Raw genomic sequence first — 25,471 nt, forward strand, 5'->3', positions numbered from 1 at the left:
CGTTATATCATTCAATATTTGTAAATTCATACCCAATTAAACATCATGCAAATTGATATTTAACTGGGTATAAATTTAATTTATCCATCAACTAAAGTGTAAACCTTTGCTTCCCAAGGAAAAATCGGTTCTCGCCCGACCCATTGAGGCAAAACCACGCGATCGCGAGTAATTTCTTGCCAATATTTCCCCGATGGGGTGGACGGCCAATTAGGAACGACATATTCGCTATCTTTAGCAAAGGGATCGGGGGTTCCATAATCGGAAAAGTTCGCCAAGACTAACACCATATCGTCACCCCGCCCTCGCTGCCACACAACCACTTTTTTTCCTTCTGCATAATCGACGTGAATAAAATCGGCATCGTCGGAAGCGAGAGCATTAGAAGTTGTACGAAATTTGACCAAACGAGAAACGTAAGTAAAAATTCGCTGTCGCCAATCTTCTTGCAGGCGATCGTAATTAACCGGATCGATTTGTTTGTGGTTTTCGTGTTCGTCTTCAATATTAAGATCGTGTTTGTCGGCAAATTCTTCCCCGGCTAAAATCAAGGGAATTCCCACTGCTGTTAGCAAACAAACAAAGGCAAGTTCAATACGTTTTTCCGTATCGTAAATGCCACAATTGACGAGGTAATCGAAAAGTCGTTCGTTGCCCTTTCCACCAACATCGTGAGAGGTAATATAGTTAATAACTTGCGTGCCATGACTAAAACCTAAATAGCGACAGTCAATGAGCTTGCGAATACTCCATTCAAAACTCGAATCGCCGCGGCCATTTTCTCCTAAAATGACCCGTCGCAGAATATGCTTGAATTTTTCATTCCACAATCCATCCAACCGTTTTTGATGGACGATGGGAATGGGAACGCTCAAATCTTCTCCGACCACGAGAAAGCGATCGCTCTCTCCACCGCGATCGCGCCAATACTGCCGCGCAAAATCTTTAAATTCCTGCAAGAAGTCATAATTATTAATATTATTGATGCTATCCAACCGCAAGCCATCCACGCGATACTGTTCCAACCAGTGGGCAATATAAATTTTCATGTACTCCCGACTGGGGACGAAGCGACCGTGATTGCCTGTCACGGGATGATAGCCTTCGACCCAGTAATTATATTTGAGCAGATCGCCGCCAAAACCGTCGCGATCGTCTTGTTCCGGGTCGCCACTATTCCATTTAATAAAGAAGTCGAGAAAATTAATATTGCCATAGGGATTACCTCGAGCGAAGGCCATGACAATATCAATAAAGAAGCGCAAACCATTTTGATGACACAGATCCACTAATTGAGCTAAGTCTGTTAAAGGAGTCGGATTCTTTTGACCGTCGGGAAATCCTAAATGGAAATCAGCCGCTAAAAAATTCGCGGTGCCATAACCCCATTCCCAAATATCTTCGCTATCGGCGGGAGGAAGCAATTCTAGGGCATTCACGCCCAATTTTTGTAAATGGGCAATTCCCGATTTTAAAGCCTCTATATTAGGAAAATCTGGTGGTGTTGCCTCAATATCCAATAGGGCCACTGCATCACGAAACGTTCCCGTTCCCATTTCCATTGTTTCCTCGGCTTTTTTCGTCCAGCGAGTGGGCAGTTCGTAAATGACAAGGCTATTGTTAGGAGCGAGTTTGTCGCTGGGATGTGGCATCATTTGGACTGGAGTTTGACCGTCGGGATCGCAGGGAATTAAGCTGCCATTTTTGTAGAGAATGACACTGGCTGGATCTTGACTGACGACTCCACCTGCATCGGGGGGTTGGGGAGCTAGCCTCTCTTCTCGGCGATCGATGGTCGTGGCGAAGGGATCGGTACAATAGAGAATCTCATTTTCTCCTGTGAAAGGATAGGGATTAGTATTGTAAATTTTGTACCAATAAAAATAAACCTCTCCTTCAATCAGATGGCAATCTTTGGCCGCAACTTCCCACAATTCTCGAAACGCGAGGTTAGGAGTGAGGGGAATTTCGCGAAAATCAGCGTAGCGATCGCTGGCTCCTTCTTTAAACCGACCGATCCAAAGTTGGGGAGGGGGTACGATCTTTCCCGGTCGCCACAGTACAAAGTGAGTTGTTCTACGGATTAAAAGGTTAGGAATCATAATGATGGGGAATGGGTAATCAATCGGTAATCGGTAATCGGTAAAAGAAGAAAAGATATATTTCCCTATTGCCCATTGCCTATTTTCTGAGTTTTACGATTTTACCCGTTTCCTTGACCGGGTTTGAGTTATCCTTAAATTTTTTCTTGCTTTCTCAGAATCATTCTTCTAAAAAAAGAGAAAATAAGCAAAAATTCCTCGTTCCCTATTTCTATGAGTAATGCTTTTCGAGAACTGCTGAAAAAAATTGGTAGTGGACCCCATACCGGTAAAAATTTAACCCGAGAAGAGGCAGCCTGCGCCATGTGGGAGATTTTGCATCAGGAGGCAACCCCCGCTCAAATTGGTGCATTTTTAATTGCTCATCGCATCAAGCGCCCCACCAGCGAAGAGTTAGCGGGAATGCTTGACACTTACGACCAATTGGGAATGCGGTTAAAATCTTGGCCGAATGCTCCGAGGGTGACGATTATGGGAACGCCTTACGATGGGCGATCGCGTCTTGCTCCTGTTACGGTTCTCACTGCTCTCATTTTGGCAACAGCCGAAGTTCCCGTCATCCAACATGGAGGCACTGTCATGCCAACCAAATACGGCATTCCGCTTGTGGAAATTTGGCAGGGGTTAGGGGTTGATTTTACCCAACTTCCGAGCGATCGCGTACAGACTCTTTTGGAAAAAACGGGGATTGGGTTTATTTATCTTCCTCAACATTTCCCTCTCGCTCACGAATTAGTTACCTATCGCGATCAACTTGGCAAGCGCCCTCCTTTGGCAACGGTAGAACTGATCTGGCCGCCCTATGAAGGAGATTTTCATCTTGCGGCTGGATTCGTTCATCCTCCCACAGAACAGTTTATGCAAGGAGCATTAGCTTTGCGGCGGGTTAAAGACTATACCTTAATTAAAGGTTTGGAAGGAAGTTGCGATCTGCCTCGCGATCGCACAGCGATTATTTCTGTTTACCGAGCGGAAAATCCGGAAATTCAACGTTTAAAGCTCAATTCTAAAGATTACAATCTCGGGGGTAAAGAAGTGCCGTTAGAATCGAAAACGCAACTCTTTGCACAAATGCAGGAGATTTTACAAGGGAAAACCTCCGATCTCGGGAAAACCGCCCTGTGGAATGGCGGGTTTTATCTCTGGCGCTGTGGAGTTTGCGACGATTTAGCTACGGGACTGGGTACGGCAGAATCTTTGTTAGTGTCGGGAGCAGTTGCCCGGAAATTAGGGGAGATTCAAAAGGCGATCGCGAAGCAATAAACATTTAGCCTCGAACGATCGTCATTACAAATCCGTCGGATCGATTCCTAATTCCCGCAATTTCGCTGCCAATTGTTCGGCACGTCGTTCTGCGGAAGTTGCTCGTTCTTCTGCGGAAGTTACTCGTTCTTCTGCGGAAGTTGCTCGTTCTTCTGCAAGTGCGGCTATTTCTTCGGGCAAGAGAATTAGTTCTCCCTCCCAAGTCATCCAACGCAGCCAAAGGCGATCGAGACCTTGATAAAAGCCTTGCCACAAGCCAAAACTCAATTCTAATTCTGGAATCGCTAAGCGTCCGTCAGTGAGGGATGCGGGTTCGTAATGACCGCCAACTAAGTGAAATGCTTGTAACTCGCTGGTATAACGACTAAAAATGAAATAATAGGGAATGCGTAAAATTTGTTCGTATACCTGCCATTTTGTCGGCGGTTCTCCCGGTTGCCTCGTTGTACGCCCCAAGTCCTCATTTTCTGTACCGGGAGAAAGGAGTTCAACCGCAACAAAGGGATTAGCTTCTTCTTGCCAACAAACGTAACTCAGGCGCAAGTCTCGTTCTTCGTAGAGTCTGGGAACATTAACGACTCCAAACCAATCCGGGCGCTTATACCAGCGTAGATGAGAAGAATCGTAATAAACATACAGGTCTGTCGCTGAAAAAATGCGATTGGCATCCCAATTGGGAGGTTTAAAGGTTAAAAGCAGCATTTGCGGCTGCCAAATATGAAATTCATCGGGCAAACCAGAGTCCTCCGGATCTTCGCTGGGTAAATCATACATTGTTGGCAGGGTTTGCCGGGGTGATAGGGGGGGATTGGTTTGGATGGGACGCTTAAAGGTTGAGGTCATTTCAATAAACAATGAGCAATGAACAATGCTTCCGGTTTAGGTTGGAGGCTTTTTCTTTAATCTTTAAAAAACAATTGGTAGGCACAGTAGCCGAGGATGCCGACGATCGCGAGGACGATTAAAGAGGTCAGCAAACGCAAAAGACCACTGACAACGGAGAGAACCAGACCCGCACCCAAAAGCACAACCAATATTTTGCCGACGGGAGGCAAAGCATCGAAGATGATTTTAAGAGTTGTTACAACACGATTGAAGTCTAATGCGCTTGAGGTTGAGTCATTTGGCTGAATTTTGGGTTCTGAGGTTTGAGGAGTTTGCGTCGTGCTAGTGGCTTGATGTAGCTCTGTTTCTAGCTCTTGAAGTTTTTGTTCTAAATCTCGATTGCTGGGAGAAGTCATAGGAATATCGGGTTGGCAAATTTAGCGATCGCCAAAGAAAAAATTAGCGACTATACTTAACTCTATTATCAAATAAAAAATTTAAAGTTGGGCTGGCTTTTTCGTGAATCCGGACAGTTGGTAAACAGTAACATTCTGCCTGATGACTGAACTGCCAGACGTAATAATAAAGACGAAGGCGAACTCAAATCTGGAGAAAAAATGATGTTCCGAATCAAATCACTGTTTTCAATGGCGATCGCGATTGGTTTTCTCAATGCGGGAATTGCTCTTGCTGAAACCATTGCGATTAGACCCGAACCGAACTATAACAAAATTTTAAGTGGGCGATCGGGGGGGAGTATTGCAACAAACGATTGCGGTTTTGTTGCCAATAATCCCAATCATGTCATTACTCTCGATACCGATATCGACGCAATGGAAATTAAAATCGAAGTGGAAGGCGGCGAACCCACTCTTTTAATTGACGGTCCCGATGGGCGCTTTTGCACTCGTGCAATTGACGGTCAAGCCGATATTAACGGACTCTGGCCGGCAGGCGCTTATAAAATTCACGTGGGCGATAGCTCGGGGGCGAATAATCAATATAGCTATACTTTGTCGATTCGCCAGTAAATTGAGTTACTTTATGGCGGAATTTGTGCAATAAAATCCAGCAGGCGATGAGCTAATTCTAATTTACTGCACTTGGCGATCGCTTCTTGTCTTCCGGTTTTGTCAATAAATATCCCTTGGTTGGTCTCGCTGTTAAATCCGGCATCAAGGATATCGATTGGGTTCGCTGCGATCGCATCTAAATTTTTACGCTGCAATTTTTCTAAAGCTGGCTTGACAATATCCCCTGTTTGTGCTGCAAACCCGATCGTTTTTTGGTTGGGTTGTTTGTGTTTGCCTAACTCTGCAGCAATATCGGCAACTGAAGACAGGGGAAGAGACGCAGGAATCTCGTTTTTGGGGAGCTTGCGATTGCAATAATGGGCTGGTTTCCTATCGGCAACGGCTGCCGATAAAATTGCCCAGTCTGCCTCAGGAAAATAGTCTAGCATTTCCTCATGAAGTTGCGCGGCAGTGGTGACGGCAATTTTGCGAATGGTTTTGGGGAAAGATGCCAGTAAATGTTCTGCGATCGGGGCATGAATGAAAGTCACCGCAGCGCCGCGATAGACAGCCGCTTGGGCTAAGGCGATGCCCATTTTACCCGTGGAAGGATTACCCAAAAAACGAACCGGATCGAGATGTTCTCGCGTTCCACCTCCATTGATTAAAATCCGTTTTCCCACGAGATCCGGCTGGCTGCGATAGAGGAGAGATTGAATCGCGGGAAGAATTTCTGCGGGTTCTGCCATTCTGCCCGTCCCAACGCGATCGCAAGCCAGCAAGCCCCTTCCCGGATCGAGACTGTGATAGCGGGGAGATTGCTGCAGTTTTTGCCAATTCTCTTGTACGGCAAGTTGTTCCCACATTTCCGTATTCATCGCTGGGGCGAGGAGGATAGGACAAGAAGAAGCCAAAACAGTATTGGTGAGAAGATTATCCGCCAAACCGCAGGCTAATTTCCCCAAGGTATTGGCCGTCAGAGGCGCTAAGACCAATAATTCTGCCCATTCCCCCAATTCAATGTGTAAAGGGCGAGAATGGGTAGATTGCCGAAAATCACCATGCCAAAAATCGCCATCCGTATAAGCAGGATGGCGACTGAGAGTAGAAACGGTGAGAGGCGTAACAAACTGAGTTGCGCGATCGCTTAAAATCACGCGAACTTTTGCCCCTGCCTTAAAAAGAGTGGAAATAACTTCACAAATCTTATAGGCAGCAATTCCTCCCGTAATACCAATAAGAACTCGTTTATCTAGAAGCATTGTTCAGGCTTCGTCATAGGCTTCGATATCGAGTAGATAGAGATAGGATTCAACGAGATCGGCATTGTGAAATGCGATCGCTCGGAGTAAATGCCAATCTTCCAAAGCTTCAAAAGGATTGGCATAGTCGTCTCGATCCAGTCGTTCCGCCAGTTGTGCCACATCTTCTGCGGCAATTTGGCTAACATCCAAGTTTAAGTTTTGTTTTGGATTTGTTGTTGCTGCTATGCCCGTCATCGCTGCACCTCCAAGAGAAGCGAAGTTTTACTGCCTCGATTTAGTCTCATCTCAAATGGTATATCAAAATCGAATCAATCGCCTCTCGAGCCATAAAACTATACGATTACCATCGAGGGTTACGGACGAGGAGTTCTTCTGCTTGCTGGCTATTCAAGGGTTTAGCAAAAAAATAGCCTTGACCGTATCCGCAACCCAAATTCCGCAAGTAAGTGAGTTGAGTCGCCGTTTCAATTCCTTCGGCAATGGTTTCCATTTTCAAATTATGGGCGAGGGAAATAATGGCTTGTACGATGCCTAAATTCTTGCCATTTTCATCTAGGCGATTAATAAAAGAGCGATCGATTTTTACGGTATCGATGGGAAAACGATGCAAATAACTTAAAGAGGAATAGCCGGTGCCAAAATCATCGAGACTAATTTGAATGTTTCGAGATTTGATTTGTTCTAAGAGATATACGATGGATTCGGGACGATCGATCAGAACACTTTCTGTGATTTCCAGTTTCAAATAATGGTTTTCTAATTGAACTTCTTGCAAGATATTTTCTATTTTTTCAATCGGGTCGATTTGCGAAAACTGACAGACTGATAAATTAACGCTCACGATCGGCAACTCGCCTCCGAAGTTGCGATCGTGCCATTTTTTTAATTGCTGGCAGGATTCTTTGAGAATCCAATCGCCAAGAGGAATAATAAGCCCCATTTCTTCTGCGATCGGGATAAAATCATCGGGAGGAACAAGGCCTCGTTGAGGATGATTCCAGCGCACGAGGGCTTCAAAGCCAATGATTTGACCTTGTTTTAAAGAAACAATAGGTTGGTAATAAATTACAAATTCTTGGCGCTCGAAAGCTCGCCTGAGATCGTTTTCTAAATGCAACAAATTCAAGGCCTGATGGTACATTTTAGGATTAAAGATTTCGTAACGCGCTTTTCCTAATGCTTTGGCTCGATACATTGCCGTATCTGCATCCCGCAGGAGATGTTCTGGTTTTTCATAGCAAATTTCCTCGGTTTCAAGTCCATAAAATTGTTGATATAAACTTTCTTGACTTAAGACAATGCCAATACTGACATTAATAAAGACTTCGTATTCGTAGAGATGGAAAGGATCCGCCAGTCGATAGTTAAGACGTTCGGCAATTTGTATAATCTCTTTTTTGTGCTCGATCGCATCGAGTAAAATGGCAAATTCATCTCCCCCCAAACGAGCGAGAGTATCTCTCGGACGCAAACAGGTTTGCAAGCGATCGGCGACAGCAACTAATAAGCGATCGCCAATATTGTGACCGAGGGAATCATTCACTCGTTTAAAGCGATCGCAGTCGAGAAACATGACAACAAAACTATAATTTGCATTGGTCTGACTTTTGAGAATTGCATCTTCTAAACGTTCTATAAATAGAGAGCGATTGGGCAGTTGAGTTAAAGGATCGTGTAAGGCCAAATGCAGTAATTGTTCCTGTGCTTTTTTGCGTTGTAGAACTTCGCGCTCTAATTCAAAAGTTCTCTCGCGCACTCGTTTTTCTAATTGGTTGTTTAAAGTCTGTAACGAAATTTGTAGCCGTCGGATGGTGAGTTGATTTTCAATACGAGCAATCACCTCTTCAAATTGAAAAGGTTTCGTAATATAGTCAACACCTCCAAGACCAAAAGCTCTAACTTTATCGATCGTTTCATCTAACGCACTAACAAAAATAACTGGGATTTGGGAGGTTTTTGCCTCGGATTTGAGCCGTTCGCAAACTTCATAGCCACTCATCCCCGGCATACAAATATCCAATAAAATGAGGTCGGGAGGAGCCGCATTTGCTCCCATCAGTGCCATGTTGCCGTCAATTGCTCCTCGAACTTTGTAGCCGCGTTGCGATAACGCTGTACTTAACAAGCGCAGGTTGTCCGGGGTATCGTCAACCAGTAAGATATCTGCTGTGGTTGCGGTGGTTCGCTCCATTGTTATCGGTTGTTTATTTTCCGCTTTCCCAACTTAATTTTAAGGGATGATTTTAATTAGCAATTTGATGTAATTATCCCGTATCCGATCGCCACCAAATTTTAATAGTGCGATCGGCACTGCAACTAACCAAACTATTTCCCCCCGGACTTAAAGCCACGGACATGATGCGATCGCCATGTTCGCTTAAAGTGCAAATTTCTTCCCCCGTTTCCACTTGCCACAATTTAATATTCCCATCCCCATCGCCACTTAATAAGATTTTCCCATCTTTGCTAAAGGAAACGGCACTGACAAAATCGCTATGTTCGGCAAAAGTTTGTAAAACTCGTCCGCTTTTTAAATCCCAAAGCCGCGCCATGCCGTCGCTGCCGCCACTGGCAAAGGTTTCGCCGTCGGGACTAAAAGCTACTGTTAAGATTTTATAAGATTCTCGCAGCGATCGCACTAATTGACCGCTTCCGAATTGGCGAATTTTAATTGCTTTTTCCAAACTCCCCGTCACTAAAATTGTCCCATCTGGACTGATGGCGAGGGAAGTGATGGCGTTAGAATAACCGGAGATTTGTCGCAATTCTTTGCCGGAATTGAGCTTCCACAAACGCACCGTGCGATCGGCGCTACCACTGGCTAAACGCTTGCGATCGGGATGAAAGGCGACGGTTAAAACCGTATCGGCATGACCGCCAAACCAGCCGCCGAGGGTGCGAATATGCTGTCCGGTTTGGGCGTTCCACAGTTTAATTGTTCGATCTTTGCCTCCTGTTGCAATGGTGCGACTGTCGGGAGAAATAGCGACGCAATAAACGGGTTCTCCATGTTGGAAAACCCGCAATTGTTGCCCTGTACTCAGTTGCCAAAGTCTGACGGTGCCATCGTAACTACTACTGGCAAAAATTTTCCCTTGGGGATCGATGGCGATCGCACTAACAATATTCGTATGGCTTCTTAAGGTTCCCGCACAACTCCAAGGGGTGTTGGCATTTTGGGTAGAAGTATGGCGATCGGGGGGGGAATAGGTTGAAGGTTGTCCCCATTTGCGTCTTAATTCGCCAACGCGACGTAGATCGGCGTTCGCTTTGCGATCTTTTCCGAGGATCGAGTAAACAAAACCGCGATATTTGTAGGCATCAACATAATCAGGTCGATAAAAAATCGCTTGGGAAAAATGTTCTAAGGCTTCTTTATAAGATTCTTGCTTGGCTTTTTTGACTCCTCGGTGGTAATGATATTCAGCTTCGACAGTTTTGTTATCGCGATCGCGTTGTTTGGTTTTAGAGACTTTGACGGGATGAACCTTTAAATATTCGTAAGCCTCATTAATTTCTTTGATTTTTTCTTCTGCTTGTTGTTGGCGTTGCGGTTCGTCGGGAAAGCGATCGGGATGCCATTCTTTCACCAGTTTCCGATAAGCCTGTTTGATCTCTTCTGGGGATGCACCGGGCTGGAGTTCTAATCTTTCATAATATTGGTTCATGAGTTTAGAGATGTAGGGTGCGTTAGCGGCATCAAATGGAGCGTAACGCACCAACTTTTCTTGATTTTACCAATAGGTGCGTTGCGCGATCGCGTTACGCACCCTACATTATTTGAGCCAAGGACGGGCGAGAACAAAACTGGCGATGGTTTTCGCATCAATGGATGCACTGGCGTTCAAAATGGTTTTTTCTAACTCTTGAGGGGTCATTAAGACCACTTCGATATCTTCATCTTCGTCTTGGTTGGGGGGATTGTCCAACTTTTCCAAATCTCGGGCGAGAAAGGCGTAAATATACTCGTCGGAATAGCCCGGGGCGAGGGGAAATTGACCGAGAGAATCCCATGTTTTGGCACGATATCCGGTTTCTTCTTCAATTTCTCGTTTAATGGTTTCGGCTGGGTCTTCGTGGGGTTCGACGGTGCCGGCGGGAAATTCTAATAGTCGTCCGCAGACGGCAAAGCGATATTGTCGTACTAAAACGAGTTTGCCGTCTGGAGTCACGGGGACGGCGAGGGAGCCTCCGGGATGGCGAATGCACTCCCAGTCTCCTTCTGCTTTATTGGGGAGGCGCAGGCGGTTGACTTCAAAGTTGAATTTTCGTCCCTGATAGGCAAGGCGTTGTTGGAGGAGTTGAGGGGGTTCTTGACCGGGGGGCATGGGGATGGGTAATAAAGTGACATCCGAACAGTTTACCCTTTGTTGAAGGTCTTTGACGGTCTTTCCCGTCACGGGATCGACCCAATGGGGGGCAATTTCTGCGAGGGGAATGAGGACGAAAGCGCGTTCTCGTAAGTGAGGGTGAGGGATGGTTAAGGGGGAGGTTTGCAGGATACGATCGCTAAAGAAAAGAATATCGAGGTCCAGCGATCGCGGTCCCCATTTTTCTCGTCGCATTCGTCCGCATCGTCGTTCGATTTCTAAGAGGATTTTTAATAGTTCTGCGGGGGTTAATTCGACTTTGAGTAGGGCGCAACCGTTGAGATATTGGGGTTGTGGCGGTCCGATCGCTTCGGTGCGATACCATTGGGAATGCTTCTCTAGGGTAATTTTGGGGGTTTGGGAAAGGAGGGCGATCGCGGTGTTTAAAATTTGTCTGGAGTTGCCGATATTGCTACCGAGGGCGATCGCGCAGAGATGAGAAGGTTGGGGCATTTTTCCTTGAAATGATGCGGTAAGAAAATAAATCGGTAATTAGATTGTCCTTCTCATTGTCGATCCGCCAGATCCGCCAGGGATTGAAAATCCCTGTCTCATACGAAAAATCCATTGAAATGGATTGCGACCGTGCAATTTGTCCTGAAATTGAGGAATTCAGTCCTCTTGAGAGGACTTCTTATATGAGACGGGGATTTTGAATCCCCGGCGGATCGGAACTGAGAGAGTTATCGTAATTACCGATTTGATTTTTAAATCTTCATAAATGGATTGGGGAATTCCCGATCGCATAGCAACTTAGGTTAATAGTTTACAAGAAAAGGCGATCGCGCGATTTCCGTTTGCTTTTACGCTCTGCCTTGGGAGATAAAACCCGCCCAATAGTAGGGACTGGCAAAGGGTGAGGCTTCTTGGCACAGGCGGGGTAAGCGTTGTTGTTGATTGGCGATTTTATCTCGTTCTTTTGACCATTTTTCGGCTTCGGTGCGATCGCTTTGGCTGTGCAAGGATCGGGTTTGGGCGTGTTGGTATAATTTTTCTAAATGTACTTTTAATCGCTCGTAATAGTGGGTTTTAAGTTCTTCTCCGGTGAGAGTTCGCAATTGCTGTCGTGCTTGCTGTAAGGCGCGAGAACGGCTGCGGCCTGCGTCGCGATTTTTGTAGTAAAAAATTGCTAAGAGGGCGCTGGCAAGGTCTTCTACTGACCATTGGGTGCTGATAACGTTACGGACTCCAGCACAGAGAAATCCGGTGGAGATAGTGAGGAGATCGTCGGTGAGTTCGGTGGCGGTGAAGTGAGTTTCGCAGGCAGATGCGAAGACTTCGGCGAGTTGGGGAACGCGCCAGGTGAGGAGTTGGCTGAGGGTGAGATTGCGATCGCTGAGTTGCAGGGTGGAAGCAAGGGGATCGTTGAGATTGGAGGCGGCGTGGTGGCTGGTGTGGAGGCGGTGGATTTGCTGTAGGAGGGTTTTATAGTTGTCGAGGGTGGCTTGTTTTCCGCGCAGGTGATGGCGATCGGGGACTTGGTAGCGTTGGGCGAGGGTATCGCATTCGTAGCGGGTAAAGGGGAGATTTTCGTTAGCATCTTCGACGATACCGAGGTGAGGGGTTTGGGACAGTTGTTCCCGTTGGTGACAGTAGTTGAGAATTTGGCAACTGGGGACGGTTCGCAGGCGAAAGCGATCGCTTAAGTAATAAGTGTTTTGAGGGGGTTGAGGGGCGGGTTTGGCGCTGAGTTCGGCAATTCCGCGCGTGCGATCGGCTGGTGTTTGCTCCCTCAATCCTCCGATTTCGGGGGTCTTTCCGGATTCTTCCCTCAGATTTGGGGGCGTAATTTGGCTTTTCGGGTTAATTTCTAAGGCTGCAAAGGGGATTTGATGCAGGGCTAAATGGGGGATGATAATGAGTTCTTCTATGCCTTGTAAATGTTGGTCAATGAGTTCGTTGAGTTGCAAGCGTTGGGAGATTTCTGATAAGACTGTTCTCATATTGGCTTTCCATTGACTGAATTGGGTTTTGTAGGGAATGAACCAATTTTGGAATAACCAATTTTGGAATGTTTCCAGTCCTTGTCCTTCGCAGGTGAAATGTTCCGGTTTTCCGGTTGGGTGGAGGATGAAAATATGAGTATCGTTGTCGGTAGTGTAGAAAATGAGAATAGCGGTTGTTTTGTCTTCAATGAGTGCCTGCATTTGGGAGAAGTTCAAGGGATCGATTTGAATTTGTCCGGCGATAATGGGATCGCGGCGGCGAATTTCTTCCCAAAGGTGTTGTTTTTCTTGTTGTAATTGTTGGATTTCGCGGGCGTTTTCTTGCAGGGTTTCGGATCGCAGTTGGCGGGTGAGGGCGGGTTCTTTGTGACTGGTAGACTGTAGGGCAGAATGATAGGTGTAAATTTGCAGTTCTATGCGATCGTACTGTTGCAAATAGTCTTGGACTTCGGGGGAAATATTGGCATCGCCGTACAGTTCTTTGCTTGCCATTAAGTCGATTAATTGTTTGCAGCGCGATCGCTCTGCAGTTTCTATCGCTTTGGCAATTTCTCCGATGTTAATGTAAGATTGCACGAGGTTTTTATAAATGTTAATGGCTTCTTTAACAATCTCTTTTCGGCGTTGGTCTGTAGTTGCCCAGAGGCGAATTTGTTCGACGGCTTGGATGGCGTTAGAGTATGATTTAATCGCGAGTTTCCAGTTTTCTTGGCTAAAGTATAAATTGCCTAAATTTCGCTCTGTCCCTAGATACCCTAATGGGAAATTTTCCAAGGTAAAAATAGTTAAAGCAAATTGGTAAGAAGTTATAGCTCTTTTTTGATTTTCAATTTTATTTTCTTTAGTTCGATCTGAATAAGTATTACCAAGATTGAGTTGTGTGCTTGCCCAATCCACAGGATTTTTTTGTTTAGTGCGGATCGCTAAAGCGTTTTTGTATAAAGCAATTGCTTTTTCTAAATTATCTTCTTTGTTTCCTCTTATTCTCTCTGAATAAGCATTTGCAAGATTATGTTGAGCATTTGCCCATTCTACAGAAAAATCTTTTTTTGTGTAAATAGATAAAGCCTTTTTATAAGTAGAGATCGCTTTCTCCAAGTTCTCTGCCTTGTATCCTTTTATTCGATTAGTATAAGCATTTGCGAGATTATTTTGAGTCATTGCATATTTTAAAGGAAAATTCTCTCGCGTAAAGATAGTTAAAGCTCTTTGATAAGCAAAGATGGCTTGCTCTAAGTTTTCTGAATGATTACCCTGAATTCGACAAAAATAGGTATTACCAAGACCATTTTGTACATTTGCCCAATCTATGGGAAAGTCCTCTTGAGTGTGGATAGTTAAAGCCTGCTGATAAGCAGAGATTGCTTTCTCTAAATTCTTAGCTCTATCTTTTTTTATCCGACTTCTATATGTATTACCAAGATTATTTTGAATCCTTGCCCAATCTATAGGAAAATCTTCTTGAGTGTGGATAGTTAAAGCCTTTTTATAAGTAGAAATTGCCTTCTCTAAGTTCTCTGTTTTGTTTCCTTCTATACGATTACTATAGGCATTTGCGAGATTATTTTGAGTCATTGCCCAATCTACAGGAAAATTCTCTTGAGTGTAGATAGTTAAAACCTGTTTATAAAAAATGATCGCTTTTTCTAAGTTCTTAGCCTTGTCTCCTTTTATACGATCTGAATACGAATTACCGAGACAAACTTTTATTGTTCCTTCAGTTTCACTTTTTAAATTATGATAATGCAGAATAAATTTATAACCAGAAATTGCTATTTCTTGATAGTTGGAAATATTACCCACAGAAATCTCGCTAATCTGAATACTGAGATTGCCAACAAAAGCAATCATAAAATCTTTGATTTCTGGATTTTCTTCTATTACTCCAGTTACTATATTTTTTAAAACTTCTATAAACTTTGGATTGAGAAGATTTGAATTTTTTCTCAAAAGAATCTGTGTTTTTTGCCTGTTTTCTTCATCTTCTGCTTCCATTAAGTCAAAAACAAATCCTAGATAATCTTGCGATATTAATCTATTTTTATTATCTAGACTTTTACAAGTTAATCCTATATTAAATAAAGTTTTTTCTATCAAACTCAACAATCTCTGTTCAGCGTTTTCTTGCCCATCTTCATTTAGTTTTGTTGCAAATGCCTGCATGGTTAACAATAATCCCTCATCCACCAGATGAGTATTTGCTTGCAAAATTGCCGCTTCTTCGCCAGATTCACATTGCAGCAATTGGTGAATGAGATTGACATATTCTTGCATCCGTTGTTCGTCCATTTTTAATTCCCTCACATATTTAGTTTGCGTACTTTGGTTTTAACTGGTGACTGATAACTGAATTAACTCACTTCAAATTCTTGATAAAATGCCAACCAATTTTCTTGTTGCTGTAAATGCTCCCAAACTTCATTTAACTTTACCGCATCCCAAATCGGCGCAATATTTTCCCCCTTCATATCCAACCAAGATAATGATAAAGGTTTCTGTAAAACGATCGCTAAAAACTCCTCTTTCCCAGCGCTATCAAACGTAATCTGCCCAAAATCTGCCCCCTCCTGCGGCAACCAAACCAACCCATTTTGCAATTCATTCTGCGGTGCAAACGCCCGAGAAGGACACAAACAATAGCGCGTATCTCGTCCCCGATTAAACAATAATAAAGACTGTCCGGGATAAGGCAAATCTAAACCGATAATCGAAGGCACATTCAAAGGAATTTTAGCATCATTACGTCTCAATTCCTTAATTCCTCTTTGATATTCTTCCGAGGGGATAAACCGAATCCAATTCATATCCCGTTTTGCCTCTCCTCGCAAGTTTCGCCATAGTTCATCTAGAGACAGGATAACAGGTTGACGCTGTTTTTTCCACTTTGGATAAACCTCAAAACGCAACCATGTTTTAACAACTTTCCATCGCTTGCGCTGCACGTTGCCATAATCACAACCTATCTTCTCTAATACTTTATAGATTACTCCTAAATTCTCTGTAACGATACCTGGTCTTACAGGATTGACATCTAAAATATCTGCTAAATTCGTATCGCTTAAATCGGCATTGGCTTCTAAAAGACGTTGAATAAAAATCAAGCGCCGTTTTTTCACAAAACCAAAGCGTGTCGCTTGTGCTTCTAAAAATTGTTGTTCGTCTTGTTCGTAACTCATGGTTTATTTTTCCAACTCTATCGCTATTCTAGAAAAGTAAAATTTCACCTGCAACCCCTTTCCAGTTATTCCCAGTTATTCCCAGTTATTCCCAGATTCTGTAATAATTCAATCTATTTATAATGATAAAAAATTTCAACGATCTGGCAGTAATCCGATGGATCCGACAGGGAATCAAATTCCCTGTCTCATACGAGAAGTCCTCTGAAGAGGACTAGGTTGATAAAAGTCAATGCGATCGCAGTGAAATCCCCAATCCATTGATGAAGATTAAAGTTTTATTTCGGTAATAACGCGATCGCAATAAAATCCCCAATCCATTTTAATGGATTTTTCCTATGAGACAGGGATTTTCAATCCCTAGCGGAGCGACAATGAGCAAGACAATGTAATTAACGATTTATTTCCTTAACCCATCAGAGAATTAGATTAATAAAAGTCGATGCGATCGCAGAATTCTCCAATCCATTTCAATGGATTTTTTGTATGAGGGATTTTCAATCCCTGGTGGATCGACAGCGAGAAAGAAGATTTAATAATGCTATTTTTCTCAAAATTAGCAAAATTGGTGCGTTACGCTCTATTTCATTACGCTAACGCACCCTACAAAGATAGCGCCAGTTATTCCCATGTCAAATCAAAGTCTGACTGCTTAGAATTAAAAACAAAGCAACAAAATAAACCCAAAAAATTACCATGTTTTTTAGAAAACCCAACCCCGATCGCGATCGCCTCAAATTAGCCATCCTCCAAGAAGCATTACGCCAATATAAAGCCAGTTTTAATCTCGCTTGGAGTGCGATCGCACTTTCTACCGCTACCATTCTACTCGGTGCAATCCTCCTCTTTTCCGGACAACTCACCGCCGGAACCCTCATTGCAACGATGGGAGTCTTCAGCAAATTGCGCGGAATTCAATTGCTACGAGAAACCCAAAATGCGATCGCACTTCTTGGCGAATGGACAGAAAAATAAACAAAAAAAAGAGAGTCCCCGTCTAGGCGACTCCCCCAATCATCAGGGTGCATCTACAAGAATTAATATAGCATTTGGGGTGAGGGGTGTAACCCCTTTTTATGGAATTTCATAAAACCGTAATATTTCGTTACACTGCGATCGCGCCAGAAAAGTTGAATTGAGAGCAAAAGGGTGTGCGATCGCTTAACGAAAAATACGAGCAAATCCCCTTTACTCGAGCAAGCAAAAAAAAAGAGAGTCCCCGTCTAGGCGACTCCCCCAATCATCAGGGTGCATCTACAAGAATTAATATAACATTTGGGGTGAGGGGTGTCACCCCTTTTTCTGGAATTTCATAAAACCGTAATATTTCGTTACATTTGCGATCGCAACCCGAAAGAGAGTCAAACGCGCTATCCTAGCTTGTTGTAGACCCATCGCCCTCAATATTTCAGATGGCCTTATCTTCCATCATTCGCACCCTAACGCGATCGCCCCTCACCCGCGAACTCTGTGCCAAACTCCAACAGCAGAATAGTTTGCACCTGAATGGCATCTCGCGCTTACCGAAAGGCTTAGTCGCGTCAACCCTCGCCCGCGCCGAGGGCAAGAATCTTTTTGTCGTCTGTGCCACCTTGGAAGAAGCCGGGCGATGGGCGGCTCAATTAGAGGCGATGGGCTGGCAAGACTTTTTTTTCTATCCCACCTCGGAAGCGTCCCCCTACGAGCCATTTGACCCCGAATCCGAGATGATTTGGGGACAGTTATCAGTCACCAGTCACCAGTCACCAGTCACCAGTGAATCAGTCACCAGTCACCAGCGATGCGACCCCGGCGAATCGAATTCGCCAAGGGAACGCGCATCGAAACCAGTCACCAGTGAAGAGGGAACGGAATCAAATAACAAGCAACCAATAACAAATAACAAACCTCAATTCGTTATTGTGACGACGGAGCGGGCTTTGCAGCCTCATTTACCGCCTCCCGAAGCGTTTGCGCCTTATTGTTTGGCTTTGGAAGTGGGGATGGCGATGAAGGCAAAAGCGTGCGATCGCCAGTTGGCTAAGTTGGGTTACAAACGAGTTTCGCTGGTGGAGATGGAAGGACAATGGAGTAGAAGAGGGGATCTCGTTGATATTTTTCCCGTTTCTGCGGAACTTCCCGTGCGTTTGGAATGGTTTGGGGATGAGTTGGAAAAGATACGGGAATTTGACCCGTCAACTCAGCGATCGCTTGATAAAATTGAGACTCTATCTCTCACGCCGACGAGTTTTTCTCCGATTATTGCTGATGCTTTAAAAGATAAAGAAACTGGGAAATTAAGCGATCGCTTTACTGAGTTTTTTACCCCAGAAGAACAAGAATTATTTTCCCAAGGAAACTATCCCGAAGGAATGCGCCGCTTTTTGGGGCTGGCATTTGATAAACCCGCTTCTTTATTGGATTATTTACCGGAAAATACCCTGATTGCGATCGATGAAAGCGAACAATGTCGCGCCCATAGCGATCTCTGGGTCAAACATGCGGAAGAACAGTGGAAAGGGGCAATTATCGATCGCCAAGAATTCCCAAAAGTTCATGCGGCTTTTGACGATTGTTTAGATGCGATCGCAACTCAATTCTCTCGCTTATTATTATCAGAATTAGCAGAGGAAAAGACACAATCTTCAATTCCTACGGTTAACTTAGCCAGTCGCCCCATTCCGACAATGCCGCATCAATTTGCGAAGTTAGCAGAAATTCTGCGGGGGAAGCGAGAAATTTATCACGGCATGACCTTAAATCATTATACAACTTGGCTGATTTCCGCTCAACCTTCTCGCTCTGTTGCCCTTCTCCAAGAACACGATTGTGCGGCGCAATTTGTTCCCAACCCTAAAGATTATCCCGCGATCGATCGCTTGCATATTCAAAATACTGCCGTTGCGGTAAAATACTCCGGTTTAGCAGAATTAGAAGGCTTTATTTTACCCACATTTCGTATCGTTGTCGTGGGCGATCGCGAGTTTTTTGGCCAGCATACCCTCGCCAGCCCAACTTACATTCGCAAACGTCGCCGCGCCGCTTCTAAAAAAGTCGATGTCAACAAACTCACCCCGGGAGATTATGTCGTTCACAAACATCACGGAGTCGGTCAATTTGTTGGCTTAGAAACCTTAGAGTTACGAGAATATATTACCATTAAATATGCCGATGGTATTTTGCGAATTCCCGCCGATACTTTAGACAATTTATCTCGTTTTCGCCAAACTGGAAAAGGAAAACCGGAACTCAATAAGATGACCGGGAAAATGTGGACGAAAACGAAAAACAAGGTCAAAAAAGCAATTAAGAAAGTTGCAGTCGATCTCTTAAAACTCTATGCCCAACGCTCAAAACAGGAAGGTTTTGCCTATCCTGCCGATGCCCCGTGGCAAGAAGAGTTTGAGGATTCTTTTCCCTATCAACCGACCCCAGATCAACTCAAAGCCGTACAGGATGTTAAGCGAGATTTAGAAAGCGATCGCCCGATGGATCGGTTGATTTGTGGAGATGTGGGTTTTGGGAAAACAGAAGTTGCAATTCGTTCAATTTTTAAAGTTGTCACAACCGCACACAAACAGGTCGCTTTTTTAGCACCGACAACGATTTTAACTCAGCAACACTATCATACTTTAAAAGAACGTTTTGCACCTTATCCCATTAATATTGGTTTATTAAATCGGTTTCGGACAGCATCGGAACGCAAAGAGATTTTACAGCGTTTAAAAACTGGAGAACTGGATATTGTGGTCGGGACACAACAACTTTTAGGGAAAGGAATAGACTTTAAAAATCTCGGTCTTTTGGTCGTCGATGAAGAACAACGATTTGGAGTCAATCAAAAGGAAAAAATCAAATCTTTTAAAACACAAGTTGATGTTTTAACATTAAGCGCAACACCAATTCCTCGCACTCTTTATATGTCTCTTTCTGGCGTTCGCGAGATGAGTTTAATTACCACGCCACCCCCTTCCCGTCGTCCTATTCAAACTCATCTTTCTCCTTATAATCCTGAAGTCATTCGCACGGCAATTCGCAATGAATTAGATCGCGGCGGACAAATCTTTTATGTTGTTCCCCGAGTCGAAGGAATTGAAGAAGTCGGCGGACAGTTACGATTGATGATTCCCAGTGCCAGAATTGCGATCGCTCACGGACAAATGGAGGCCAATGAATTAGAAGCAACCATGCTTTCTTTTAATAATGGTGAGGCAGATATTTTGGTTTGTACGACAATTATTGAATCGGGTTTAGATATCCCTCGTGTCAATACAATTGTTGTCGAAGATTCGCAGAAATTTGGCTTATCGCAACTCTATCAATTGCGAGGACGAGTCGGGCGATCGGGCATCCAAGCTCACGCATGGTTATTATATCCCCATAAGCGCGAACTCTCAGATACGGCACGGAAAAGATTGCGAGCTATTCAAGAATTTACCCAGTTAGGATCCGGCTATCAATTAGCGACGCGAGATATGGAAATACGCGGAGTCGGAAATCTTTTGGGCGTGGAACAATCGGGACAAATGACTGCGATCGGCTTCGATCTTTATATGTCTATGTTACAGGAAGCGATTCAAGAAGTTCAAGGGCAAGAAATTCCTAAAGTTGACGATACAAGCGTCGATTTAAGATTAACGGCATTTATTCCCAATGATTATATTCCCGACATAGAACAAAAGATGTCTGCTTATCGCGCAGTCGCGACGGCGAGTTCTGCAAAAGAGTTAAAATATATTGAAGATGATTGGTGCGATCGCTATGGAAAAATCCCCGGTCCTGCATTACAACTAATTCAAGTCATTCGCCTCAAACAAATTGCTAAATCTCTGGGTTTTTCCCGCATTAAACCCGACGGAAAACAGCACGTCGTCCTAGAAACACCAATGGAAGAACCTGCATGGCGATTATTGCGAGAAAATGTTCCCAAACATTTAATTTCTCGCTTTGTATATTCTCCGAAAAAAGTCACGGTACGAGGGTTAGGAGTAATGAAACCCGAGAAACAGTTAGAAAGTTTAATTGACTGGTTGGGAAGAATGCAACAAAGTTTAGTCAATGAATAATGATTAAATTTCAAAAATTGTCTGAATACAAGTTAACTAAATCGATACTTGCATTATGCTGAATATTCGCGATGAAATTCAATATAGGTCAAAGCAGATTAAAGCAGAATTTCAAAAAATTCGATTGGTATAAATCTCGTCTTATCTCTCAAACAACAACACGCCGATCTATTTTGCGATCGACGGCTGTATGAATTATTTTAACTTTCTTTTATTTTCGTGTTTTGATAATGCGATCGTGATTTTCGAATGCTTTTGTCGATCTAACTCATTTATTTTTCTAACAATTTAGAGGCATGGTGCTGAACTAACTTCCCAAGCCTTTCCTTTTGCATAGCCTTGGCAATCCAGAAGATAAGGGATTTCATATAAGAGATCTGGTTCGCCAATATAGAGAGATTCTTCTAAAACAAAAGGTTCAATTTCTGTAAGAACTTGTTCGATTGTATGAAAAACATGAGATCTCTGGGGAGTACTAACGAGGTAAACAAGGTTTTTATTCTGACGATTTACATCTTGATGTTCGGTTTGAAAGAGATTGGAGTACATGAGAGAAACCTCTAAAGTCAATTGTGTTGAACCCGCTTGATTGATTATTAGTATGCTTTATTCTTTTAACGAATACAGCGATCGCCCTCGTAAATTTTTGTGAACTAAAACGCATTGTGATGCGATCGCGAATATCCTCAGACATTGATCTAGATCGCAAGAAAGATGCGATCGAGGTATTTTCTCCGGGTTATTGCGCTATTTTTTAACTTCCCTACAATCACAAGAAAATGGGTGCATTACCTTATATTAACGCACCCAAAAAATATTCAAGCTAAGGCACAATCGCAATCTGAGGCGGCGGCGGTGGTAAGTTTATCGGTGCATCTGCCATGACTTGGACAACACTCTGAGAGGTGGTTTTAATCGAACTAGAAACCCATTGAAAGAAGGCTTTTAAGGTATCTGGTTGCAAGTTATTCAACTTGACCACAATTTCAGTAATACGCTTTAACGTATTTTCATCGGAATTAGAACCTGCAGCACAGGCAATAATATTACCGGGGCGTTTTTGTTTGATGCGATCGGCAGCATTTTCCCAGCGATCGGTCGGCATTCCATCGGTCATTAAGAAAATCAAGGGTTTCCAATCCCCTTTTTGAGTATCAGTAGATTTACGCACCTCTCGTTCCATACATTGTTCTAATAAATTTAAAGCAGCACCCATTGCAGTCGAACCACTGGCTTGAATTTTGGGTTCTTGAAACAAGATTAAATCCGTTAAAGGCGAAACTTGATGAGCAGTACTATCGAACGTAATCACCGAAAGATAAGCCGTTTCTAATGCCATCGGATCGCTTTGCAATTCTGACAGTAATGCTTTCAATCCTTGGCGCACGGCTTCGATAGGTTCTCCAGCCATCGAACCGGAACAATCTAACAACAAATAAACAGGCAAGCGACGAGACATAATAAACCTCTTAAATGAGTAATGAAAACTGTAGCTGTTGGTTGGTGTTGGCGTAAACTGTGCAGCGCATGCCAGCAAAACCCAATGCACTTCTACTAGAGAAATGTTGGGTTTCGTACCTCAACCCAACCTACTTAAGAGTTTGACGGATTTTTTGACCCATGACTTCGAGTTCAAACCATTGAGAATGAACGGGTAGGGAAAAAGAGGCTTTTGCGGGCAAACCGTCGGTATATTTTTTAACGATTGTGCCTTGAGAATCGTAGATCGTTCCTGTTGGAGCAACGATTTGATTTTCATCGACGACTTCAGCAAAAATTTCAACGATATCGCGCATCGTTTTGGCAATTTTGCTATCCCAAATATCGATATTTGTACCTGTTTCCAAGTCATCTAATTCTCTAAATTGGCGTTCGTCGATCGCATCGCCTACCCCAATCAGAACGCATTTGACGGCGTTTCTCTGCCCTGTGGCGATCTGGCGGGCGAGTTGTAGGCTATATTGTTTGACGGCGATTAAATCGTCTAATTTGCCATCGGTGATGAAAATATACATCCCGCGTTTGGCATTGGGAAAGCGATCGCAGAAATAACGCACGGCTGGGGTTAAATGCGTTCCCAAACCAAAGGCAATTTTTTCAACCCCGTTAATTTTTAATTGACGGCATTGCCGTTCGCTGAGATCGCCGAGTTCTTCGATTTCTTTGCCATCCCCACCAGCCCAATAGATCGCCGTTGTTCCCCCTCTCGCATCTAAATTTTCAGCGAGATAGCGAATAAATTTTTGTGCTAGCGGTTCGACAATATTAACCGTCGATTGGAGAAAGCCTTTTTTGATGGCATCCTCATAAGCAGGACGTTGGAAGGATTGTACTTTGCGACCGTCTTCATTGCGAATATTGACCCAGCCTTTTTGCTCGTAAGCGGTAACAATCGGGGCTGGAATCGAACCTTGCAACATTCTCCCATACCAATCCTTCATCGATGCACTCGCATCTAAAGCAACCCCAGTTTGCCAACCTTCGGCATTTTGTCCTTGAGGTTCCATGAGAATCGTAAAATTGACTTGCAATTCTTGTCCCATGTTGTGAATGCTGACCTTACCGAGTTCCTTGGCCGTGCGATCGCTAGGAATGGTGAAATCTGTTTTTAACATATTCAAACTCTCCTTATTGCGCTTCAGTAAGGTGCGTTAGTGAAACGTAACGCACCCCAACATCTACGGATTAACCAACACTTCAGAAATGTCTTGGACGATATCCCGAGAAGCGGCATGAACGACAAACTGAGTCTCTCCTTTGGGGAGAACAAAGCGGAACTTACCGGGCATGCCATCAGACCAATCTGCTAAAATTTGTCCCGAAGAAGATTCAACGCGACCTGTAGGGGCAACAACATCCGAAGCGAGTTCCCCAAAGACGACCGCTAAAATATCGGCTTCGTTTTGCATGGATGCAACCATACCGCTCGACCACAAATCGTAATCGATGCCGGTGCCTTCAAACATATCGTCAAGGCGTTCGAGTTGACCTTCGTCGACTTCTTCACCAATGCCAATGAGAACGAGTTTAAAGGGTTCTGGATCTTGTCCCGTCAGAGTTTGACCGATATTCAGACAATAATTAACGCATTCTTGTTCGTCTTGAATAATGCCATCGGTAATAATCACGCCAATGGTGCCGCTTGCACCTTTCGCCACGTTCTCAAAACCGTATTGGATGGCGGGGAGGAGTTTGGTTCCTCGTCCCCATTTCTGAACTTGGGGTCCTGCGATCGTGTTGTTCGTCCATTCTTGTTCGTTGTATTCGCCAATTTCTTCAATTTTGCCGCCATCGGGACTGACGGCCCAATAAATCGCTGAGGCTTTGCCGGAGAGTGCGATCGCGGCCAGCATACTTCCCAATTTTCGTGCTACCCCTTGAACGTAATTGGGATCGCCGCCAAAGGGGCCGCCAAAACCATACATTTTTTTCAAGGACAGGGAAGCATCGAGAGCGAGGTAAGCACGGGTATCGCCTTCCCCGAAGATCAATTCGGGATCGGGCATGAAACAAGCGACGATTTCGTGAGAACCATCAGTACGAGGTAATACGTTGACATCGGCGAGGGGGCGAGTGGGTCGGGCAATTTTTGTCATGTTTGCCTCCTTAAATTTAAAATTTGCGATTCAAGCAAGTCTGTTTGTATCGGGCGCAAGCATTGCGCCTCTATTCATCTCTCGAAAGAAAAGGCAACGTACTGCAATGGCAGACTCTCCAAAGAGTACGTTAACCCCATCAGACGATTAGGTCTCAACTGAGAGGAGGTTGTTGCGAGTTAAAACGGACTTTTTTTCCTCGCAGTTCTATCTTTGCTGAAGGGCTGGAAATACACCAGACAGGTTAGAGCCGTTTAGGGCAGGTGTCTTGGGCGAGGGAAAATATTTGACGACGATCGCGAATTTGGCTCTCACTCTCGGCCTCGTTACTGTTCTGTTGGAAATAATCCTCAAGAATAGCGATCGCTTTCGATACATTTCTTAAGAAAAAATAAAAGCGATCGCTTTCCTAAAATTGTCAATTTGATAACAAATTGTCATGTAGAGTCGTTAAATTTACGCGATTTAGCGATAAACTCAATTATTTTATCAGTGTTTTCTATATTTTGCTTCTCAGAGAATAGTGGCATGATTAATTTAACACCTTATAATAATCCACTAATTTAAGAAAATGACACTCCATGAAAATAGCTTGCAAATTAATTTGGTAACTTGCACGACTCGCCCCTGCGAACCGATTGCCGCGATCGACGATAATTCCCTCGTGCCAGACCCTTTGCTTTTATTGGCCATGTTAGGTGCTTTCGGTTTGACTGCCTTATTCAGTAGTCAGAAACATTGTTAATAGACTGCGATCGCTGCCTTCTAATTCATAAAATCATTGAGGGGTAATGCCCCTATACCGATAGTGCTTCCTGCTTTTACGCTTGAGAATTTGTCTGGGATAATTGATAATTGATAATTGTTCAT

19 protein-coding genes and 1 pseudogene are annotated in these 25,471 nt (G+C 43.9%); 5 read left to right on the forward strand and 15 right to left on the reverse strand.

From position 1 onward, the window contains the following. Positions 1-80 precede the first annotated feature (80 nt). Positions 81-2,102, reverse strand: a complete 2,022-nt coding sequence (locus AC6RV6_RS09630; RefSeq protein ID WP_500240626.1) for an alpha-amylase family protein — start codon at positions 2,100-2,102, stop codon at positions 81-83. 213 nt (positions 2,103-2,315) lie between these two features. Between AC6RV6_RS09630 and AC6RV6_RS09635 the strand changes: the two genes are divergently transcribed. Continuing rightward, a complete protein-coding gene (locus tag AC6RV6_RS09635; RefSeq protein ID WP_500240627.1) occupies positions 2,316-3,365 on the forward strand; it encodes an anthranilate phosphoribosyltransferase family protein in 1,050 nt (349 codons plus the stop codon). Between the two features lie 24 nt (positions 3,366-3,389). Here the strand turns inward: AC6RV6_RS09635 and AC6RV6_RS09640 are convergent, their stop codons facing one another. Together AC6RV6_RS09640 and AC6RV6_RS09645 are read right to left on the reverse strand one after the other, a co-directional pair. After that, positions 3,390-4,208, reverse strand: coding sequence for a Uma2 family endonuclease (locus AC6RV6_RS09640; RefSeq protein WP_500240628.1), 819 nt, complete (start codon positions 4,206-4,208; stop codon positions 3,390-3,392). A 56-nt stretch (positions 4,209-4,264) separates the two neighbouring features. After that, entirely contained in the window at positions 4,265-4,606 is a 342-nt protein-coding gene (locus tag AC6RV6_RS09645) for a hypothetical protein (protein WP_500240629.1), read from the reverse strand. A 201-nt stretch (positions 4,607-4,807) separates the two neighbouring features. On the opposite strand from AC6RV6_RS09645, the gene AC6RV6_RS09650 reads away from it, so the two are divergent. Continuing rightward, positions 4,808-5,221, forward strand: a complete 414-nt coding sequence (locus tag AC6RV6_RS09650; protein ID WP_500240630.1) for a hypothetical protein — start codon at positions 4,808-4,810, stop codon at positions 5,219-5,221. Positions 5,222-5,232: 11 nt separating this feature from the next. On the opposite strand, the gene coaBC is transcribed toward AC6RV6_RS09650, so the two are convergent. The 8 genes and pseudogenes from coaBC to AC6RV6_RS09690 form a co-directional block, all read right to left on the reverse strand. Continuing rightward, complete coding sequence (coaBC, locus tag AC6RV6_RS09655; RefSeq protein ID WP_500240631.1) at positions 5,233-6,465, reverse strand: bifunctional phosphopantothenoylcysteine decarboxylase/phosphopantothenate--cysteine ligase CoaBC; 1,233 nt, start codon at positions 6,463-6,465, stop codon at positions 5,233-5,235. A 3-nt stretch (positions 6,466-6,468) separates the two neighbouring features. Then, positions 6,469-6,702, reverse strand: coding sequence for a protein IsiD (isiD, locus tag AC6RV6_RS09660; RefSeq protein WP_500240632.1), 234 nt, complete (start codon positions 6,700-6,702; stop codon positions 6,469-6,471). 106 nt (positions 6,703-6,808) lie between these two features. Further along, on the reverse strand, positions 6,809-8,659 hold the full coding sequence (locus AC6RV6_RS09665; RefSeq protein WP_500240633.1) for a two-component system response regulator: 1,851 nt from the start codon (positions 8,657-8,659) through the stop codon (positions 6,809-6,811). 73 nt (positions 8,660-8,732) lie between these two features. After that, entirely contained in the window at positions 8,733-10,136 is a 1,404-nt protein-coding gene (locus AC6RV6_RS09670; protein ID WP_500240634.1) for a WD40 domain-containing protein, read from the reverse strand. Positions 10,137-10,244: 108 nt separating this feature from the next. Beyond that, on the reverse strand, positions 10,245-10,796 hold the full coding sequence (locus AC6RV6_RS09675) for an NUDIX hydrolase (RefSeq protein WP_500240689.1): 552 nt from the start codon (positions 10,794-10,796) through the stop codon (positions 10,245-10,247). Positions 10,797-10,895: 99 nt separating this feature from the next. Next, positions 10,896-11,291, reverse strand: a pseudogene (gene folK / locus AC6RV6_RS09680) (2-amino-4-hydroxy-6-hydroxymethyldihydropteridine diphosphokinase); the annotation flags it as partial. A gap of 350 nt (positions 11,292-11,641) precedes the next feature. Next, the gene (locus AC6RV6_RS09685) at positions 11,642-15,073 is read right to left on the reverse strand and encodes a CHAT domain-containing protein (RefSeq protein WP_500240635.1); all 3,432 of its coding nucleotides are present in this window, start codon (positions 15,071-15,073) and stop codon (positions 11,642-11,644) included. A 62-nt stretch (positions 15,074-15,135) separates the two neighbouring features. Next, positions 15,136-15,960, reverse strand: a complete 825-nt coding sequence (locus AC6RV6_RS09690; RefSeq protein WP_500240636.1) for a hypothetical protein — start codon at positions 15,958-15,960, stop codon at positions 15,136-15,138. A 696-nt stretch (positions 15,961-16,656) separates the two neighbouring features. On the opposite strand from AC6RV6_RS09690, the gene AC6RV6_RS09695 reads away from it, so the two are divergent. Together AC6RV6_RS09695 and mfd are read left to right on the forward strand one after the other, a co-directional pair. Further along, positions 16,657-16,935 carry a TRADD-N-associated membrane domain-containing protein gene (locus AC6RV6_RS09695; protein ID WP_500240637.1) on the forward strand — a complete coding sequence of 93 codons (279 nt, stop codon included), beginning with the start codon at positions 16,657-16,659 and terminating at the stop codon, positions 16,933-16,935. 437 nt (positions 16,936-17,372) lie between these two features. Beyond that, positions 17,373-21,005 (forward strand): transcription-repair coupling factor, encoded by a 3,633-nt coding sequence (gene mfd / locus AC6RV6_RS09700; RefSeq protein WP_500240638.1) that lies wholly within the window; start codon positions 17,373-17,375, stop codon positions 21,003-21,005. Positions 21,006-21,293: 288 nt separating this feature from the next. Here mfd and AC6RV6_RS09705 read toward each other — a convergent pair whose 3' ends face one another. From AC6RV6_RS09705 to AC6RV6_RS09720, 4 genes are all read right to left on the reverse strand, one after another. Then, a complete protein-coding gene (locus AC6RV6_RS09705; protein ID WP_500240639.1) occupies positions 21,294-21,554 on the reverse strand; it encodes a hypothetical protein in 261 nt (86 codons plus the stop codon). A 274-nt stretch (positions 21,555-21,828) separates the two neighbouring features. Then, the gene (locus AC6RV6_RS09710) at positions 21,829-22,464 is read right to left on the reverse strand and encodes a vWA domain-containing protein (RefSeq protein ID WP_500240640.1); all 636 of its coding nucleotides are present in this window, start codon (positions 22,462-22,464) and stop codon (positions 21,829-21,831) included. Between the two features lie 130 nt (positions 22,465-22,594). Then, on the reverse strand, positions 22,595-23,620 hold the full coding sequence (locus tag AC6RV6_RS09715) for a vWA domain-containing protein (protein WP_500240641.1): 1,026 nt from the start codon (positions 23,618-23,620) through the stop codon (positions 22,595-22,597). Positions 23,621-23,683: 63 nt separating this feature from the next. Continuing rightward, complete coding sequence (locus AC6RV6_RS09720) at positions 23,684-24,601, reverse strand: vWA domain-containing protein (RefSeq protein ID WP_500240642.1); 918 nt, start codon at positions 24,599-24,601, stop codon at positions 23,684-23,686. Between the two features lie 571 nt (positions 24,602-25,172). On the opposite strand from AC6RV6_RS09720, the gene AC6RV6_RS09725 reads away from it, so the two are divergent. Continuing rightward, positions 25,173-25,346: a hypothetical protein gene (locus AC6RV6_RS09725; protein ID WP_500240643.1), complete on the forward strand. Its 174-nt coding sequence runs from the start codon at positions 25,173-25,175 to the stop codon at positions 25,344-25,346. Positions 25,347-25,471: the final 125 nt, after the last annotated feature.

The sequence above is a fragment of the Spirulina sp. LEGE 11439 genome (assembly GCF_059821285.1).

What these genes read in the sequence shown, in the direction of transcription:
- AC6RV6_RS09630 (WP_500240626.1), bottom strand. Translation starts at nt 2,102, where the DNA reads ATGATTCCTAACCTTTTAATCCGTAGAACAACTCACTTTGTACTGTGG.
- AC6RV6_RS09635 (WP_500240627.1), top strand. Translation starts at nt 2,316, where the DNA reads ATGAGTAATGCTTTTCGAGAACTGCTGAAAAAAATTGGTAGTGGACCC.
- AC6RV6_RS09640 (WP_500240628.1), bottom strand. Translation starts at nt 4,208, where the DNA reads ATGACCTCAACCTTTAAGCGTCCCATCCAAACCAATCCCCCCCTATCA.
- AC6RV6_RS09645 (WP_500240629.1), bottom strand. Translation starts at nt 4,606, where the DNA reads ATGACTTCTCCCAGCAATCGAGATTTAGAACAAAAACTTCAAGAGCTA.
- AC6RV6_RS09650 (WP_500240630.1), top strand. Translation starts at nt 4,808, where the DNA reads ATGATGTTCCGAATCAAATCACTGTTTTCAATGGCGATCGCGATTGGT.
- coaBC (WP_500240631.1), bottom strand. Translation starts at nt 6,465, where the DNA reads ATGCTTCTAGATAAACGAGTTCTTATTGGTATTACGGGAGGAATTGCT.
- isiD (WP_500240632.1), bottom strand. Translation starts at nt 6,702, where the DNA reads ATGACGGGCATAGCAGCAACAACAAATCCAAAACAAAACTTAAACTTG.
- AC6RV6_RS09665 (WP_500240633.1), bottom strand. Translation starts at nt 8,659, where the DNA reads ATGGAGCGAACCACCGCAACCACAGCAGATATCTTACTGGTTGACGAT.
- AC6RV6_RS09670 (WP_500240634.1), bottom strand. Translation starts at nt 10,136, where the DNA reads ATGAACCAATATTATGAAAGATTAGAACTCCAGCCCGGTGCATCCCCA.
- AC6RV6_RS09675 (WP_500240689.1), bottom strand. Translation starts at nt 10,796, where the DNA reads ATGCCCCCCGGTCAAGAACCCCCTCAACTCCTCCAACAACGCCTTGCC.
- AC6RV6_RS09685 (WP_500240635.1), bottom strand. Translation starts at nt 15,073, where the DNA reads ATGGACGAACAACGGATGCAAGAATATGTCAATCTCATTCACCAATTG.
- AC6RV6_RS09690 (WP_500240636.1), bottom strand. Translation starts at nt 15,960, where the DNA reads ATGAGTTACGAACAAGACGAACAACAATTTTTAGAAGCACAAGCGACA.
- AC6RV6_RS09695 (WP_500240637.1), top strand. Translation starts at nt 16,657, where the DNA reads ATGTTTTTTAGAAAACCCAACCCCGATCGCGATCGCCTCAAATTAGCC.
- mfd (WP_500240638.1), top strand. Translation starts at nt 17,373, where the DNA reads ATGGCCTTATCTTCCATCATTCGCACCCTAACGCGATCGCCCCTCACC.
- AC6RV6_RS09705 (WP_500240639.1), bottom strand. Translation starts at nt 21,554, where the DNA reads ATGTACTCCAATCTCTTTCAAACCGAACATCAAGATGTAAATCGTCAG.
- AC6RV6_RS09710 (WP_500240640.1), bottom strand. Translation starts at nt 22,464, where the DNA reads ATGTCTCGTCGCTTGCCTGTTTATTTGTTGTTAGATTGTTCCGGTTCG.
- AC6RV6_RS09715 (WP_500240641.1), bottom strand. Translation starts at nt 23,620, where the DNA reads ATGTTAAAAACAGATTTCACCATTCCTAGCGATCGCACGGCCAAGGAA.
- AC6RV6_RS09720 (WP_500240642.1), bottom strand. Translation starts at nt 24,601, where the DNA reads ATGACAAAAATTGCCCGACCCACTCGCCCCCTCGCCGATGTCAACGTA.
- AC6RV6_RS09725 (WP_500240643.1), top strand. Translation starts at nt 25,173, where the DNA reads ATGACACTCCATGAAAATAGCTTGCAAATTAATTTGGTAACTTGCACG.